Raw genomic sequence first — 16,775 nt, 5'->3', positions numbered from 1 at the left:
CCGGCGGATGACAGTCCCCGCCGGGAAGGCATTTCAACCACGCGAACAAAAGCTCACGCATCCAGCGAACCTGCCGTCAGTTCCACAAGCAAGCACTTATCGATTGAGGAAATCCATGTCATCACCACTCGCCTCACCAAGAGTTCAAGGGCTCGACCCACGGCAACTGTTCAGGGTCCGCCTGGCCAGCGGAATCGGCTCGACCATCGAATGGTATCTATCGTTCGCTTATATCTCCGCCGCCGGCTTGATATTCAGCACCCAGTACTTCGGCGCGTTGGGCCCCAACGCGCTCATAGTGTCCCTCGGCTCGGTAGCGGCCAGCTTCATCGCCAGTCCCGTTGGCGGCGTCATCGCCGGTCACTTCGGAGACCGCTACGGACGCAAAGCCACCCTCGTGGGAACCCTGGCCATTATGGGCGCCGCCAGCCTGGGAATGGGACTGCTGCCAACGTATGATCAGATCGGGATCCTCGCCCCGGTACTTCTGGTTATCTTCCGGTTCATGCAAGGCCTCAGCACCGGTGGTGAATGGGCAGGCGCTGCTTTGATGTCCGTCGAGCACGCCCCTTCAACAAAGCGGGGCGCCTACGGCGTGTTTGTCCAGATAGGAGTGCCAGCCGGGCTTGTCCTGTCAACCGGGGTGTTTTTCCTTATACAGCTCCTCACTTCCCTTGAACAGTTCCAGTCGTGGGGCTGGCGGATACCGTTCTTTATAAGTGTGGTCCTGGTCTTGATTGGCCTGAAAATCCGCACCTCAGTCTCCGAAAGCCCGGTCTTCGCCGAGGTCCGGGAGTCCCGTACCGAAGTCCGGGTGCCGCTGAAGGAAGCACTGCAGCACTACTCCAAACATATGTTCCTGGCCGGGGGCTCCTTCGTCGCCAACATTCTCGCCGGGTACCTGATGATTGGCTACCTCCTTTCCTACGCGTCCAACGCCCTGAGCATGGATCCGCAGCCCGTCCTGTTCGTCTTGATGCTGGCGGCCGTCGTTTGGATCATTTCAACAGCCCTGGGAGGCCAATGGTCGGACCGCTTCGGCCGGAAGAAGACGATGATTATCGGCTACGCCCTCATGGGCCTGTGGGCCGTGCCGATGTTCCTTCTTGTCGACACAGGCTCGATCCTCGCCTTCGCTTTCGCAGTCTTCGTTCTGGCCATTTCCCTGGGGGTGTCCTACGGTCCCCAAAGCGCCATGTTCGCGGAACTGTTTCCACCCCGCATCCGGTACACCGCTGCATCCCTTCCTTACGCCGTCGGAGGAATCATCGGCGGAGGATTTGCCCCTGCCATCTCGGAATGGTTGCTGGAGTCCACTGGAACGTCATTGTCCATCGCGGTATACCTGATGGGTTTCGTCGCGATCTCAATTGCCTGCCTCCTCCTGCTCCGGGACTCGTACTTCCAGGGCTTTCCCGACAACAGCTTCAAGGGAACAGCCGCTGTCCGGGCCGCACCAACCCACACAGCTACCTAAGAAGCGTGTACCACCAGGCCTAAAGCCTTGGACATGTTGGAGCCGAACCCGCACGCCGCGTGCATCCGGGACCTTACGCCTCCATCTCAGGCAGGTCTCAGCGTCGATGGTTATGCCCACATCATCCAAGGTGATGTGGGCATATCCACTGACGGCACCAGCACCGGCCTCTTGTCGCTGGAAGGCTTCTCGTCCGAGGTTAGTTTGCAGATGCCACGGGCGGCCTCCAATGCACCGGCCGTTAGCGGCCATTGTGTGGGAGTGCACTGAACTGGGCGTTCGTAGCGTTGCTGTGCACGGCTCCCGAACCTGGTTTTATCGCAATTCTTGAGTCCGTTGCCCTTCGCTCAAGGCGATTTTCCTGAGCCACCTGCACGCAGACCATTGCATGGATCTGGGCAGCTATGCCGTCTCGGCCGCACAGTTTCCCACGCAGTACACGTACAAGGAACCGATCGACCTCTACGGGCCGGGCAGTGCCGGCAACCCCGACTGCTGATCTTGGTCCCGGTCCAAGGTGGGCGAATCCGGACCAGCAGACGCCAGGTACAGCAGTGCTTCTGCGCCTGGTCACCCGAGCATTCGACGGCTCGGCGAACTTCTTTATCGCTGAGCGGTTCATTGGGAATCCCGCGGAATTGATCCGCGCACACTGGGTCCATGTCCCCGAAGCGACCGGCGCCTGCTGGTCCAACCCGCACCGGACACCGCGTCCATACCCGTGATGGAGGACGATAACCTACGGGTCACTGCCACGCTGGTGCGGTCAAAAATCCCGGCCCTCGTGGACGCGCTCACCGGACGGTTCAGGCCCCATCACGCGTTCATGGCCAGGCTGCACCTGGACCAAATCGATGCCCATACCCGGATCATCGAAGCGCTCACCGCGCGCATTGAGGAGGCGATGGAACCCTTTCGTGAGGCCAGGGAAGCCCTGGCCACCATCCCAGGTGTCTCCCAACGAGTCGCCGAAGTAATCATCGCCGAAACCGATGCGGACATGGCCGTCTTTGAAACCCCGGGCAGACTCGCATCCTGGACCGGTGTCTGCCCCAGCGCGAACGAATCCGCCGGCCGCATCAAATCAGCGCACATCATGCCCGGAAACAAATACCTCAAAGGTGCACTCGGTATCGCGGCCATGTCAGCTGCCGAATCCAAGAACACCTATCTCGCAGCCAGATACCACCGCCTCACGGCCCGCAGCGGACGCAACAAAGCCCTCGTCGCCGTCGAACATTCAATCCTCACTGCGGCCTGGCACATGCTCGCCAACGGCGAGTGCTACAACGACCCCGGCGCCGACCACTACACCCGGACCAACCCATCCCGAGCGAAGAACCACGCCATCAGACAACTCAACAGCCTCGGCTACGACGTCACCATCACCCCGGTCACCGCAGTCTAACCAACCCCTACTTTCGTATTATGTGGGTCCCTGCCTTCGTGCGGGCACTCCCGGAGGGACTGTCCGATAAACGGTGTGTGGGTCCGGCCGGTTTTCATTAGTGAATGGTTCTTTCGAACCGATCGGCGAAGGTAATCGCGAACGCGTTTAGCGCAGGCTTCCACCTCATCACCCAGCGTGCCCGACCGCCGCCGGTCGGATCAAGAGACCTGGTGACCAGATACAGGCATTTCAGCGCAGCTGCCCTCGTTTGGAAAGTGCCCGCGGGCCCTCACGGCCCGCCGGTAGCGGGCGTTGATCGACTCGATCGCGTTCGTTGTGCAGATCACCCGTCTGATCTCCACGTCGTACTCGAGGAACGGCACGAATTCCGCCCAAGAGGACTCCCAGAGCCGCACGATGGCCGGATATCGCTGGCCCCACTCGGCCGTAAACTCGGCGAACCGGTCCTTCGCCGCTTGCTCGGACGGGGCCGTGTAGACCGGCTTGAGCGCCTTGACGATGCCGTCACGGTGCTGGCGTCCGGCGTAGCGGAAGCTGTTGCGGATCAGATGCACAACGCACTGCTGCACCACCGTTCGCTCCCACGTGGTCGTGATCGCCTCCGGCAGGCCCTTGAGCCCATCGCAGACAGCGATCAACACATCCTCCACACCCCGGTTCTTCAGCTCGGAGAATACCTGCAACCGGAACCGGGCACCCTCGCCACCGTCGCCGGCCCAGATCCCCAGAATCTCCCGCTCCCCGTTCACGGTAACCCCCATGACGACATAGAACGGGGTGTTGCGCACCTGCCCGTCACGGACCTTGACCACGACAGCGTCAACGAAGAGCACCGGATAGATCGGATCCAAAGGTCGGGCCGACCATTCGGCCAGTTCCCCGGCGACCTTCTCCGTGATGCGGCTGACGGTGTCTTTGGAGACCTTGGCCCCGTAGACCTCCTCGAAGTGCGCGGCGATTTCCCCGGTGGTCAGCCCCCGGGCGGACAGCGAGAGCACGATCTGATCGATCCCGTCCAGCCGCCGTTTCCGTTTGGGCACGATCACCGGCTCGAACGAGCCGTCCCGATCCCTGGGCACCTCAATCTCGACCCGGCCGATCTCGGTCAGCACGGTCTTCGACCTGGTGCCGTTGCGCATGTTGGCCGCGATCGGCGTCTGACCATGCTCATGCCCGAGGTGCTCGGTAAGTTCCGCTTCCAGCGCGGTCTCCAGCACATTCCTCGTGAGCTGGTTCAGCAGCCCGCCCGGGCCTACCAGGCTCACGCCCTGCTCCTTGGCCTGCGCGAGCAACCGCTCCGCAAGCTCCCTCTGATCAATGATCTCTCCCGTCACAGGATCGATCATCACCCCTGTCATCTCGGTCGTGGACTCCGACACGGCCGTCTCCTTTCGGATCAGGCCGGACACTCACACACCGTTTTTCTTACAGTCCCCTCCCGGACGAGGGCTTTGAGCAGTCCCCAGCTGGGGTCAATTCGGGTTATTCAGGGCTGGAAATTGGGAGCCAATAGGGTAGCTCCCTAGCAGCAAGTGGCGGTGGATAACCTATAAGAATTGTCCCCCGTTTTGGGCAGCGCCCCATTGCATCGTTGGGGAGTGCCTCTTGCTCGGCCGGGGGGAGTTTGTCATAGGTGTAGGCGGCAACGGCCATGGGTGAGGTGGAGCGTCCCAGGCTGTACCGCAACGCTGCGGTCGTTTTTGGTGCCGCAGATGAGGATGCCGATGGTTTCGTTGTGGTGGTCGCGCCTGAGCACGTCATCGACGAGGGCAACATAGAAATTGAGTTTGCCTGCGTATTCGGGCTGGAACTTGCCGGTTTTGAGTTCAATGACGACGTAGCGGGATTGTTCGATGTGGAAGAACAGCAAATCGACGTAGAAGTCGTCCCCGTCGACGTCGAAGTGCACTTGACGGCCAACGAATGCGAAACCTGGGCCGAGTTCGCGGAGCGTTTCCGTGATTCTGCTGGTGAGGGCGTTTTCGAGGTCGCGTTCGGCGACTTCGCCTGAAAGGCCGAGGGAATTCGAAGTTGTAGGGGTCTTTGACTACCTGCTGGGCGAGCTCTGAGTCTGGTTCAACGAGGTTTTGGACAAGGTTCGAGGGCGCAGCCCCTGTACGCTCCAGGGTGTTGTTCATGATCATGTTCATGAGCACGTTGCGGGACCAGCCGTGCTGGACAGCGGCGGCGGCGTACCAATCCCTTGCTGGCGGCTCGAGCCGTTTGTCGAGAATGGTGCGAATATGACCCCACGGCACATGTCCCACAGGCTGTGGGACATTTAGGTCGAGTGCCGGCCAGGCCTCAGCGAAGCTGCGCATGTACTGCAGGTTCGACCGTGACAGGCCTTTCATATCCGGGAACTCCGCTCCCAGGTCTTCGGCCAGCCTGCCTATGACCCCACTCCCCCATCCTTCAGCTGCCTGACGTTCCAGGATGGTCTTGCCGATGGACCAGTACAGAGTGCGATGAGCTGGGTGCTAACGGTCCGGATTGCCTGGGTGCGGGCAGCCCGCACCCGGTTCTTGAGCTCACCAAGGAGGTCGGTGTAGCCAGCAGGCAGGTCGAGGTCGCGGGCAGTCATGGGTTTGATCCTATCGATCGGCACCGACTTGGGGACGCCCCGCCCCGTTTCGCTGTCGAATTAGCGGCCGGGACCGCCTTACCTCTTTCGACGCCCACTGCGGCCCCTGTGCGGGTCTTTGTGGCCTTGGCGGCGCTCTTGCCCTTCGTGACTGCTGCGCTGGGGGCGCGTTCCTTCGCTACGGACTGCGGCAAGGCGCCGCGAATCTGCGTTTCTTTCGCGCCAGTCTTTCTCAGAGACTCAGCGAACTTCTCGTGGTGTTCGGCCGAGCCGTAGTGTAGCGGAGGTCATCCATGGGCGGGCTGAGTTGTTCGCAGCCATGCCGTGACTTCGTGCCGCGTCCGCACATGGATCGACGATGTTCAGCCCGGTCTTCTGCTGAAAGGTTTCCTCCGTCGCGCCTTCCCCGGTCGTGATGGCGGGTGCCATCGTATCTGTCGCCATCTGTGGCTGTCTCCTACTTGCGGACGTGGAGAGCGAGTACATGCCCTGCACATGCGTCACCTCGCCGACAGCCGACCTCACGATCGTCCCGGTGTGTTTCCGAACCGCTCCCGCGCAGTTCGAGCGGACGTGCCGAGGGCCGCACCGATAACGTCCCAGGAGTCTCCGTTCGCGCGGGCTGCGCTGACTGCGGCGTCGAGCTCGGCCTGGGCCTTCGCGGCAGCCGTCCGGGCAGCGGTGATCCGGCGGAAGTCCGCGGCGTCCCTATCAACGTGAGGCGCCGGGCTCAGGCGAAGGAGCGTTCCAGCCACCCGCAGCGGCACGGCTAGGTGCTCGACGTGCAGGACGTAATCGTCTTCGGGTTCGCGCTGTACGTAGACGGTGAGGACGACCTTTCCTTCGCTGTCATCAAAGTCCACTTTCCCGTAGCTCTCCCTCGGGCCAATAGGCCATGGGCGTGGCTTCAACCGCTCTCCAGTTTCGTACGGTGTCGGCTCGTACGCGGGCTCTCCGCCCCGGAAGCCCGGGGCTTGCGCTTCGCGAGGGGTCATACTGACCGTTCTCCTTCAAGTTGTCTTGTCACTGCAGACCGATGCGTAGGGGCCGCAGCAAGGCCTCTGAGATGGGCGATACTGCTTCATATTCGATTCCCCCATCCACTTGATTACTTGATCTTCGCAGCGGCATGCGGGCAGCGCTTTCGTACAGATACCAGTACAGGTGACTGCGGGTTGAAGCGCACGAGTACCCGGTACTCGATTCTCCCCGCCAAGAGGTTAACGATCATGCAACCGAATAAACGCAAGAAGGGAGACCACCACATGGTGGTCTCCCTTCTCGTTACCGCGGGTTCTACGTAGCTTGCGTTCTTGTCTATGGAACCCCGGCCGTCGGGGCCATATTTCATCCATTTTTCCCACGGATTCCAAAGCCACCAGGCTTCGGAATGAATAACGAAACTACGCGTCGATTGGCAGCCGCTTGGGCATCAGAAGCCGGGTTGGGGTAGAGAGGGTCAGCGGTTCCCTTGCCAATTACGGTAATGCGCTTGGCGTCGACGTCGAGCTGCGTCCCTGGGGCTGCGGAGGGGCAAGCGGTAAACACTGCGTCGACCAGCATGCTCGGTTTCTGTCAGCTACCCACAGCGCTGAGCGCCTGATCGTAGATGGCCAGTGCCTGGGCCACTTCTTTAGCGGTGACGACGGCGGGCGGAACGACGTGGAGGCGGTTGTCGGCAATGAACGGCAGCAGGTTGAGGCGAAGCAGTTCGGCCTTGAGGCGGCCCATGTAGTTGGCGCTGACGGGGGTGCGACTGGTTCGGTCGTTGACGAGTTCCAGCGCCCAGAACACTCCGCGGCCACGGACTTCGCCGATGACGCTGTGCTTTTCGGCCAAGGCGTTCAGGCCCGGTTCGAGGTGGTCCCGGCCGATGCGTGCTGCGTTCCCAACGATGTCCTCTTCTTCGAAGGCCTCGATGGAGGCGACGATGGAGGCTGCCGCGATCGGGTGTCCGGAGTAGGTCAGACCGCCCGGGAAGACGCGCTCGTCAAACGTAGCCGCAATCTCCCCTGAAATAATGACGCCGCCGACGGGGATGTAGCCGGAGTTGACGCCTTTGGCGAAGGTGATCAGGTCCGGCGTCACGTTGTAGGCGTCAAAGGCGAACCAGTCGCCCGTGCGGCCGAACCCTGCCATGACCTCGTCAAGGATCATGATGATGCCGTATTCGTCACACAGCGCCCTGACTCCTTCGAGGTAGCCAGGGGTGGGGACCAGGATACCGGCCGTGCCGGGTACGGTTTCGAGCAGGAGCGCGGCGACGGATTGGGGTCCTTCGGCCTGGATCACACGGCGAAGGTGGTGCAACGCACGTTCGGTCTCTTGCTCGGGTGTCTCGGCCCAGAACTCGGAGCGGTAGAGGTAGGGGCCGAACACGTGGATGTGGCCGCGGGAGTACTCGTTGGGGATTCGGCGCCAGTCACCGGTGGCAGCAATGGCAGAGCCGGTGTTGCCGTGGTAGGAGCGGTAGCGGGAGAGGACCTTGTCCCGGCCGGTGTGAAGGCGGGCCATGCGGATGGCGTTCTCATTGGCGTCCGCGCCGCCGTTGGTGAAAAACACCTTCTCCATGGTGGACGGCGCGTGGGAAAGGATCTTCGCAGCGGCCGTGGACCGGACGTGGTTGGCGGCAGCGGGCGCCACGGTAGCCAGGCGTGTTGCCTGGCGGGCGATGGCTGCGATGACCTTCGGGTGCTGGTGACCGATGTTGGTGTTGACCAGTTGGCTGGAGAAGTCCAGGAAGGTGTTGCCGTCGTGATCCCACACCTTGCTGCCGGAACCGCCGGCAATGGCCATCGGCTTCAGTGCCTTCTGGGCAGACCAGGAATGGAAGACGTTCGCCCGGTCCAGGGCAACGACCTCGGCATTGCGGAGGGCTGCGTTGGTGGCTGCGGCATCAGTGTCTGCTGCGGGCAGGGTTGCCGGGCTGGCGACCATGGCGGTTCCTCTCGGTAGGTGGATTCGGAGTTAGTTCATCATCCGCTGCCAGCACCCCCTGCCGCTGTATACGTTTGTACAATCAGCTCTATAGAGTTCGACGTTTTCACATCGGAAGGTGCCGGCCATGCCGCCAAGCCTCAATGTCCTCCTCCGCAGCCGGGCACTCAAGCTTCGGCTCGTGGTTCCCGAGTTGGGTTCCCCCAGGCTTGAAGTACCCATCAGCTGGGTGCACAGTTCAGACCTTGAGGACCCCACTCCTTTTCTTGACCGGGGACAGCTGCTGTTGACCGACGGCACCCAGTTCGCGGTCGGACCGCCAGCAGTTACGACGACGCCGGGGACTACGGGGCATCAGTCACCGGAGGTCCAGAATCGCCGGGGGTATGAGGAGTATGTCCGGAGGCTGGTGGATCACGGCATCGCCGGCCTGGGCTTCGCGACACAGGTGATCCACGGGACCTTGCCGCCGGGGCTGGAAGAAGCGTGCCGGAACCATGGCCTGCCGTTGCTTGAGGTCCCGGACCGCACGCCGTTCATCGCGATCATCAGGATGGTGGCGGACTACCTGGCGCGGGAAGAACATGCCAGGGCCGAGTGGTCGCTGCAGGCGCAGCGGGCCATTTCCCGCGCGGCTCTCCGGCCGGACGGGCTGACATCGATCCTTGGCGAGCTGGAGCGGCAACTCCACAGCTGGGTGGCCTTGTACGATGCAGCGGGAAATTACGTCCGCATGCCCCGGAACCGGCCCGTCCCCTCGGACATCGCCGGTGAAGTTACCCAACGGGTGCGCAGCGCCCTGGATCTTGGCACCCGTTCTGCCTCGCATCTGGAAATTGAGGGCCAGTCGGTGACGCTGCAGACCTTGGGGCGTAAGGGAAGCCTTCGCGGCGCCCTGGTCCTGGGCGCCATCGAGCCTCTGGACCCGGCCAGGGCGGACATCGTCAACAGCGTGATCGGTTTGGCCAGTCTGGCACTTGAGCAGGCGCGCACCCTCGATACCGCCCGCCGTCATCTTCGCGCGGGCGTCTTCGAACAGCTGCTTGCCGGCAGCACCGACGTTGCAACCAGAACGGCGGGGCAGGTCTGGGGTCAGCTCCCAAGGGATCCCCTGCTGGTGACGGCATCGCGGCAGGAAAGTCCGGCACCTAACCTGCTTGAAGCGTTGGAGCTCCTGGCTGACGACTACCGCGGTGCGGTTTTTTACGCGCTCCGCGGGGAGCTGCTGGTGATCCTCGCGGGACAGGCGCATCAGGGCAGGGTTCTGGAACTGCTGGAGCGCCACGGGGCGGTGGCCGGCGTGTCCTCGGAAACGGTGATGAACGCCCTGCCCGATGCATTTGAAGAAGCCACCCGCGCCGCCGGGCGTGCCCAAGAGCTTAGACGCGCCGTGGTCAACTTTTCTGAGTTGTCAGAAGGCGGCATGCTGGGCCTCCTGCGGGAGGAAGAGGCAGGCCCTGTGGCGCGGGGTTTATTGCAGCCGCTGCTCGCCCACGACGCTGCAGAGCACACACAACTGCTTGAAACGGTCCGCGAATGGCTCACCAACGACTGCGTGTGGGACAAGTCTGCCCGCCGTCTGGGGGTGCACCGGCATACACTTCGAAACCGGATTGACGCCGCGGGGCGGATCCTTGGGCTGAATCTGGACGGGATGCGCGACCGGCTGGAGCTGTTCGCAGCTATGCAATTCCTGGAAAACGACGCAGGTCGCCGCTGACGTTGAGCAGAAGGGCCTCCGGCGCGCGAGGGATGCGCCGGAGGCCCTTGCTGTCAGGGGACCTGAGCCGGGTCCCGTATAGCTTTTTCCCCTTAGTTCTGGGGGAAGCCCAGATTGATGCCGCCGTGGCTGGGATCGAGCCAGCGGGAGGTGATGGCCTTTTCCCGTGTGAAGAACTGGAAGCCCTGCAGGCCGTAGGCTTTGGAGCTGCCGAAGATGGAGTCCTTGAATCCGCCGAAGGAGTAGTAGGCGACCGGAACGGGGATGGGCACGTTGATGCCCACCATGCCCACCTCGATCTCGTTCTGGAAGCGGCGGGCTGCGCCGCCGTCGTTGGTGAAGATCGCAGTGCCGTTGCCGAACGCGCCGGAGTTGATCAGGTCCACACCTTCTTCGTAGCTGCGCACGCGGACCACGGACAGGACCGGCCCGAAGATCTCTTCGGTGTAGACGCGGGAGGTAACCGGAACGTCGTCGATCAAGGTGGGGCCCAGCCAGAATCCGTTTTCGTCGCCGTCCACGTTGATGCCGCGGCCGTCCACCACAACCTTGGCGCCGTCCTCGATGGCAACGTCGATGTAGGAGGCCACTTTGTCGCGGTGCTGCCTGGTGACCAGTGGGCCCATGTCGCAGTTGCGGCGGCCGTCGCCGATCTTCAGCGTGGACATCCGGGAAGTAATTTTTTCGATCAGCTCATCCGCGACGGGTTCGACGGCGACGATGACGCTGATGGCCATGCAGCGCTCACCGGCGGAACCGAAACCGGCGTTGATGGCAGCGTCGGCTGTGAGTTCAAGGTCGGCGTCGGGCAGGACCAGCATGTGGTTCTTGGCTCCGCCGAGGGCCTGGACGCGCTTGCCGTTCCGGGCTGCGGTTTCGTAGATGTACTGGGCGATCGGGGTGGAGCCGACGAAGGAGATGGCCTTGACGTCCTTGTGTTCGAGGAGTCCGTCCACGGCTTCCTTGTCTCCGTGCAGGACGTTGAAGACACCGTCCGGAAGGCCGGCCTCGGTGAATAGTTCCGCCAGCCAGTTAGCAGCTGTGGGGTCCTTTTCGCTGGGCTTGAGCACCACGGTGTTGCCGGCGGCGATGGCGACCGGGAGGAACCACAGCGGAACCATCGCCGGGAAGTTGAAGGGGCTGATGATGCCGACGACGCCCAGCGGTGACTTGGTGGAGTACACGTCCACGCCGGTGGAGACGTTCTCCGAGTGTTCGCCCTTGATCAGGTGCGGGAAGCCGGTAGCCAGTTCCACAACCTCCTGGCCGCGCGTGATTTCGCCCAGTGCGTCGGAGACTACCTTGCCGTGTTCGGCGGTAATGATCTGCGCAAGTTCGCCCTTGCGCTCGTTGAGCAGTTCGCGGAAGCGGAAGAGGATCTGCTGGCGCTTGGTAATGGACATGTCCCGCCAGGCCGGGAAGGCTTTGTGCGCCGAGGAGATGGCGGACTCGATGTCACTGCCGTTGGCCAGTGCCACGCGCTTGGTCTCGATGCCACGTGCGGGATCGAAGACGGGGGCGGTACGGTCCCCTGCCAAGGGCGACTCGGCGCCTCCGATCCAGTGCGGGATCACCTGGAGCTCGTTGATTTCAGTCACTGCATTCTCTTTTCTGACGGGGATCGATGTGCGAGGCATCTGGCTCTAGCGTAGACAGCAACTAACCTCAGCGCCGATCTTCTTTTGTCTGATTCATCGCGATGCAATAGACAAATGTATAGCTGCGGAAGTTGGAAGTATCCCTTGAAATGAGGGGTATACGCTGTCGCCGTCAGGAGGACCGATGAAAAGCCCGGATTCCACACCAGTTGCCCGAAGTAATCGAACGGGACTTCTTTACGTTGCGAAGTCGATCAGTACGGGAGCTCATTGTCCGTTGACTGGACTCTGGGTTCCTGAAGGCCAAGTGGGCCCCATCGTCTTTGTCAGCGAGGGAAATCTAATGCCGGCTTTTCGGGGTGGCCCTGTCGCTTGGGAACAACAAAGAGCAACGGTGGGTCCGTAGTTTCACTTCAGGAAGTGGCTCCATAACAACTGCCCATAGAACTCCTCCTTGGGCAGGTCACCCTTAGACGAGCCAGGAACGGGCAACTGTCTAACTCCCTTTCGAAGGCTCACCTATATACACCTCTATAAGGGCGGTGGGGTTGGCTCTCAAGGAAGCGAGGGCAGCCAACCTGCCCCGCTAGATTCGTCCTGTCACGGGCCTTCACTCGTGCGCGACTATGAGCCGAGCTGACGCCCCAAAGCGCAATGGTGTGGGGTGCTCTTCCTGCGTAGCGGTGATGCGGCTACCCAAAAAGGCTCGGAAATCGGGTCACTCGGAAGGCCAAGTAACCAGGCGCATCATAGGAATGAAGAGTTGCCCTAACGCTTTCTGATCCAAGTGTGTGGCAGCTTGGCAGCCTTCTACACCCGGCGGGCGCAAGTGTTGTCCTAATTCTAGCCAAGGGTGAGCGGACAGGAGTGCGCTCGGAGACTGATCAAGGGCGCTTTTCCGCTGCGGTGCCTGTTCAATGCATGGGAGGGGAATGGGACATAAACACGAGCAACTTCGACAGCCATACGGTTTCAGCCAGGCGGGCTTAGCCGCCCGGCTGAAACTTTCATGCCTTGGTGCAGGGCAGAATGTGCCGTTCCAAGGTGCTCCACCTAGGAATCGGAGATAGCCTGACATGCCTTTGGCCTGCTCAAGCGCAACTACCGACATTGGCTAGCCCTTGACTAAATTCTGGACAGCCCCAGAGCCGAAGGGTCGACGCCGGCGGCATGACAGGCACCAAGCATCGCGAAAACAAGCGCGCGAGTGTTCGCATACCCACTCTGGTAACCGATGCCGGTGTCGTGCATTGCCATCGAATTGCCAGCCACATAAAGACCTTCAATTACATGGTTTTCCCAATCGAGTACGCGGCCGATAGTATCCGCAGCTAATCCGGCAACTGGAATGCCGATGCTTGCGGTCACCAACGGCACACCGTAAAAGGGTGCCTTCGTCAGTGGGCCAATCGTGGCAGCGCCTTGGCTTGCGGCAGACTTGTAGAACGTGCTCGGGCGGGTTGCTCTTCCAAAGCGAGGGTCTGCTCCTTCGCTTGCATGGAGGTTGAATTGCTCCAACTCCGCCACCAGTCCCTGTGGATCGATCCCAAGCTTCTCCGCTAGCTCCTCTGGTGTATCGGCCGACACAATTTCATCCGGTAGTGGATCACCTGGGTTGATGGAACCGACGGCGCGAGCTTTGCGGAAGCCATCGTCGAAGATGGCCCAGAAGGGCTGATTAGCCAGGCTCGGTCGGTCAACGTCGACATGTGCCAGAGCAGCGGTGAAAGATGGACCGAATGACTCGTCGGAGAAGCGGGCACCCTTGCGGTTAACCATAATTACGCCCGGGGCCGACGTGTTGATCCGTTCTAATGAGCTGCCCAGACGGAAGCGGGGGTCTATCCATTGTGGACGGACGCCGGGTGAAACCACTCGGGCACCGAGCATGCCTGCCATCCGCAGGTGGTCGCCCGTTATCTCCGGCATGGTGAGGCTGGCAGGTTCGGTGCGGGCATCGAAATTACGGACCATTTGAGGTGACCAGTCGTATCCACTCGTTGCGAGCAATACACCGCGCTTGGCTCGGATCGCCTTCGTAATGCCGTCTTCTTTGACCACTACCCCGACGACGCGGCGTTCCACCCGGACGAGCTCGACAACTTCACAGCCGGGACGAAGGGAGATGCCTCGTTCGACCGCGTTCCTTATGAGGTACGCAGCCAGGCCGCCGCCTTTTGCCCGAAAATCCTTCTCTGCGCGTTCCGCCAGTAACGTCTTGCTGGATCCAGTGGCTTGTTCTTCATTTGTCACTCGGGCGGTTGGGGGAATGCGGGTGAGTTCAGCCCACTTGCCGAGGTTTACTCCCGCCAACGGTTCGACCTCCAAGCAGCGGCCTTCGGTAACTGAGCCAGGTCCGACCGGGAAGTAATAGTCGGGTTGGCCGCGCCAAATGCGCCAGGCCACATGAGCATGTTTTCCTAAGAAATCGATTATTGCCGATCCCCAGCGCACAAAGGCGTCTGTGTGGGCGGATTCGGCAAATCCTCCACCAACCCAAGTCATATAGGCGAGGCCTTCCTCAGCCGAATCACGGATTCCCGCCTCGGCTTCGAGGCTATTGGCTGGCACCCAGACTTGGCCAAGGGACAGCGAGGCGACACCGCCAAGCTTGGCGCTCTTCTCCAACACAACCACATTCAGGCCAGCCTCATGGGCAACAAGAGCAGCTGTAAGGCCACCAATGCCCCCGCCTACACTTACAAAGTCCACTTCTTCGGACCACAACATCATCCGCACCTCTTCCTCATAGTAGCAACGTGAAATTTCTTCAAACACACTCATGGCAAGGCCGGCGCAATGGAAACGAACCACTTGGACGCAAACCTATTCCCCGCATGCTGCACTGAAGTTCCCAGTCCAATTCGCGGGAGAAGTTCACATTCGCATCGGCTGTTAGATGCCGTAAACCCAATCGATCAGGCTGGCTATGGCGAACTTACTCGCCCCTAAGGTGACACGTTGTTTCACTCTTCCCGGTCCTTTCTGGTGCGAAAGCATCAATTCCTGAGGCTGGATGCATCGTTCGCACACGCCGCATGGAGGGCCCACACCCACGATGGCGTGTTTGATCGCCAACAGTTCCAGCGATGTTTCCAAGACTCCATAAGTGTCATCAATCACAATCCGCATGTCAAGGATCCTGATACTGACGATCAAATAGGTCGTGGCTCAGCCTGGAGCAATCCTCAAGTCCTGTCATGGAGCAAAGCGGGGGAGGCCGCAGGCAAGAATGTAAGAAGGCAGTGGCAGAACCCGTCAAACAGCATTTACGCGGGTGAATAACCCGGTCAGCCGGCGTGCGGTACTCCACAGCTGTTCTCGGACAACGGCACGGCATTCGCACTTGAGGTCCCATGCGTGGAGATCGATCTTCCCAGCAATGGTTGCTGGTCGCACGCGGAGCGGCGGAACTGCGACGGGGCTTTCGCTAGAGTATCCGGCAGCGCTCCTGGCACGGCGCCGAGGTCGGTCCGCGGCTTGATCGAACGCGCCACGTAGCTGCTACCGAACCGTAGGCAGCGGCCAGGGCGTTGAACCTGTAAAACCGGGATCAGCGCCATTGTGCTTCAACGCGAATGTGTCCCACTCATGGAACCGAGCCCAATCCGTCAAGGCTTCCACAAAGCCCGAGACGCGCCGTCCACGATGTCCAGCTACAGACGTCCTTATAGATACGAAACTCGGCCCAAGAGCGGCTAGAGACTTCCGCAGTCGGGCACTTGCCGCCTAGGCCCGGGTTGCCGGCCTGCAGGAATCGGGACGGAGCGCCTTTCCTGGGCTCCCCCGGCCTCCTCTGCACCCACGCCGAACATCCTATTCCTTGCCCTTCTATTCTGTCCGGTTTGGTCTCTTACCTAGGTGTCGCAAGTATCGATTCCCTGGCTGCGGCCCTGCCCGCCCGGAGTGCATGGACAATCGCCGGACCCAGGATCACCCCGGGACCCGGATAGCTGGGACCCATGATGCTTGCGGCCACGTTTCCTGCGGCAAAGAGGCCATCAATTGGCCCGCCGTTCACGTGACGCACACGACTTTCCAAGTCGACCATTGGGCCGCCCTTGGTTCCGAGCGCGCCCAGCCGCATTTTCAAACCGTAGTAGGGGCCTTCGCCCAATCGTCGAATGGTCCCATTTTCTCCCAGGTAGGATCGCCGGCGTATCGCTCGTAATCGGTTTCACCACGACGGTAGTCCGGATCTTCTCCGGCCGCGGCCTTTTCATTGTATTCAGCTATCTGTCGGGAGAAGGAGTCGATGTCGATTGAAAGCTTGTCCGCCAGTTCTTGCAGCGATGAGGACTCGTTCATCCAGCTGGGAGTCGGGTCGCCCGGCTCCACGCCAACCATGGGGTAGGAGCGACGGCATTGATTATCAAAAACCAAAAAGGCCGGGGTGTTCGGGTACTCATATGCAGCGCCGTCAAAGACAGTCATCGCCTTGCCGAAATCGTTGTAGTTCAAGGTTTCGCGGGCAAAGCGACGTCCTGTGCGGTTTGCTACGATTGATCCTGGCTTCGGCCGCTCGTGAGTGACAAAGCGGTTCAGAGGTCCGCCTTCGTAATACTCGTCTGCGACGCGAATTGCGGGTGTCCACCAAGCCTGCGACATGTTGCCCAACTGTCCGCCGACGGCCATTGCCATCCGAAGTCCGTCGCCGACGTTGGTAGGTGCACTGACGGGGGAATCCATGGGCGTGCCGAGGAAAGCTTGGACCAGTTCGCTGTTCCATTCGAACCCACCGCTGGCAAGGATCACACCACCGCGCGCTTCGATGAGAGTCTCAGCGTCGTCCGATCCTTCACGCTTCACCCAGGCTCCGATCACTCGGTCCTCGCCCTTCTCAAGCCGCACGGCACGCGTACCTGTCTGTATCTCAATATCGGCTGTGAGGCAGGCGTGCAACAGCGCACCCACCAGCGCCCTTCCGGCACGCCACTCATTGTGGGCCATGTCCGTCTTCTCAACGTCAAGCAGCGCCTCCCGCCAGCCAGATGGGGAGCGACGTACCAAGTCCGCGTAGGGGCCAAGAGGGCCAAAGTTCCATTCGC

The 16,775-nt window shown here is 61.2% G+C and carries 9 protein-coding genes and 3 pseudogenes; 3 read left to right on the top strand and 9 right to left on the bottom strand.

What is annotated here, in order from left to right:
* Positions 1–115 precede the first annotated feature (115 nt).
* Together F8G81_RS09895 and F8G81_RS09890 are read left to right on the top strand one after the other, a co-directional pair.
* Positions 116–1,477 (top strand): MFS transporter, encoded by a 1,362-nt coding sequence (locus F8G81_RS09895; RefSeq protein ID WP_267278798.1) that lies wholly within the window; start codon positions 116–118, stop codon positions 1,475–1,477.
* A 760-nt stretch (positions 1,478–2,237) separates the two neighbouring features.
* A pseudogene (locus F8G81_RS09890) lies at positions 2,238–2,885 on the top strand (transposase); the annotation flags it as partial.
* Positions 2,886–2,982: 97 nt separating this feature from the next.
* On the opposite strand, the pseudogene F8G81_RS09885 reads toward F8G81_RS09890, so the two are convergent.
* The 4 genes and pseudogenes from F8G81_RS09885 to F8G81_RS09870 form a co-directional block, all read right to left on the bottom strand.
* A pseudogene (locus F8G81_RS09885) lies at positions 2,983–4,234 on the bottom strand (IS256 family transposase).
* Positions 4,235–4,370: 136 nt separating this feature from the next.
* Positions 4,371–5,472, bottom strand: a pseudogene (locus tag F8G81_RS09880) (PDDEXK nuclease domain-containing protein).
* A 521-nt stretch (positions 5,473–5,993) separates the two neighbouring features.
* On the bottom strand, positions 5,994–6,467 hold the full coding sequence (locus F8G81_RS09875) for a hypothetical protein (RefSeq protein ID WP_267278797.1): 474 nt from the start codon (positions 6,465–6,467) through the stop codon (positions 5,994–5,996).
* A 580-nt stretch (positions 6,468–7,047) separates the two neighbouring features.
* Positions 7,048–8,409 carry an aspartate aminotransferase family protein gene (locus F8G81_RS09870; protein ID WP_267278796.1) on the bottom strand — a complete coding sequence of 454 codons (1,362 nt, stop codon included), beginning with the start codon at positions 8,407–8,409 and terminating at the stop codon, positions 7,048–7,050.
* 127 nt (positions 8,410–8,536) lie between these two features.
* Between F8G81_RS09870 and F8G81_RS09865 the strand changes: the two genes are divergently transcribed.
* Positions 8,537–10,129, top strand: a complete 1,593-nt coding sequence (locus tag F8G81_RS09865; protein WP_267278795.1) for a PucR family transcriptional regulator — start codon at positions 8,537–8,539, stop codon at positions 10,127–10,129.
* A gap of 92 nt (positions 10,130–10,221) precedes the next feature.
* On the opposite strand, the gene F8G81_RS09860 is transcribed toward F8G81_RS09865, so the two are convergent.
* From F8G81_RS09860 to F8G81_RS09845, 5 genes are all read right to left on the bottom strand, one after another.
* Positions 10,222–11,727 carry a CoA-acylating methylmalonate-semialdehyde dehydrogenase gene (locus F8G81_RS09860; protein WP_416377125.1) on the bottom strand — a complete coding sequence of 502 codons (1,506 nt, stop codon included), beginning with the start codon at positions 11,725–11,727 and terminating at the stop codon, positions 10,222–10,224.
* 1,125 nt (positions 11,728–12,852) lie between these two features.
* Positions 12,853–14,511 (bottom strand): FAD-dependent oxidoreductase, encoded by a 1,659-nt coding sequence (locus F8G81_RS09855; RefSeq protein ID WP_267278793.1) that lies wholly within the window; start codon positions 14,509–14,511, stop codon positions 12,853–12,855.
* Between the two features lie 111 nt (positions 14,512–14,622).
* The gene (locus F8G81_RS09850) at positions 14,623–14,859 is read right to left on the bottom strand and encodes a hypothetical protein (protein WP_267278792.1); all 237 of its coding nucleotides are present in this window, start codon (positions 14,857–14,859) and stop codon (positions 14,623–14,625) included.
* Positions 14,860–15,580: 721 nt separating this feature from the next.
* Positions 15,581–15,778 carry an FAD-binding protein gene (locus F8G81_RS23580; protein ID WP_416377124.1) on the bottom strand — a complete coding sequence of 66 codons (198 nt, stop codon included), beginning with the start codon at positions 15,776–15,778 and terminating at the stop codon, positions 15,581–15,583.
* Between the two features lie 38 nt (positions 15,779–15,816).
* Positions 15,817–16,677 (bottom strand): FAD-binding protein, encoded by an 861-nt coding sequence (locus F8G81_RS09845; protein WP_267278791.1) that lies wholly within the window; start codon positions 16,675–16,677, stop codon positions 15,817–15,819.
* Between the last annotated feature and the right edge of the window lie 98 nt (positions 16,678–16,775).

This window comes from Arthrobacter sp. CDRTa11 (assembly GCF_026427775.1).
Lineage (GTDB): Bacteria > Actinomycetota > Actinomycetes > Actinomycetales > Micrococcaceae > Arthrobacter.
This window is presented reverse-complemented; position numbering and strand designations above follow the sequence as displayed.

What these genes read in the sequence shown, in the direction of transcription:
- F8G81_RS09870 (WP_267278796.1), bottom strand. Translation starts at nt 8,409, where the DNA reads ATGGTCGCCAGCCCGGCAACCCTGCCCGCAGCAGACACTGATGCCGCA.
- F8G81_RS09855 (WP_267278793.1), bottom strand. Translation starts at nt 14,511, where the DNA reads ATGAGTGTGTTTGAAGAAATTTCACGTTGCTACTATGAGGAAGAGGTG.
- F8G81_RS23580 (WP_416377124.1), bottom strand. Translation starts at nt 15,778, where the DNA reads ATGGTCGACTTGGAAAGTCGTGTGCGTCACGTGAACGGCGGGCCAATT.
- F8G81_RS09865 (WP_267278795.1), top strand. Translation starts at nt 8,537, where the DNA reads ATGCCGCCAAGCCTCAATGTCCTCCTCCGCAGCCGGGCACTCAAGCTT.
- F8G81_RS09850 (WP_267278792.1), bottom strand. Translation starts at nt 14,859, where the DNA reads ATGCGGATTGTGATTGATGACACTTATGGAGTCTTGGAAACATCGCTG.
- F8G81_RS09845 (WP_267278791.1), bottom strand. Translation starts at nt 16,677, where the DNA reads ATGGCCCACAATGAGTGGCGTGCCGGAAGGGCGCTGGTGGGTGCGCTG.
- F8G81_RS09875 (WP_267278797.1), bottom strand. Translation starts at nt 6,467, where the DNA reads ATGACCCCTCGCGAAGCGCAAGCCCCGGGCTTCCGGGGCGGAGAGCCC.
- F8G81_RS09895 (WP_267278798.1), top strand. Translation starts at nt 116, where the DNA reads ATGTCATCACCACTCGCCTCACCAAGAGTTCAAGGGCTCGACCCACGG.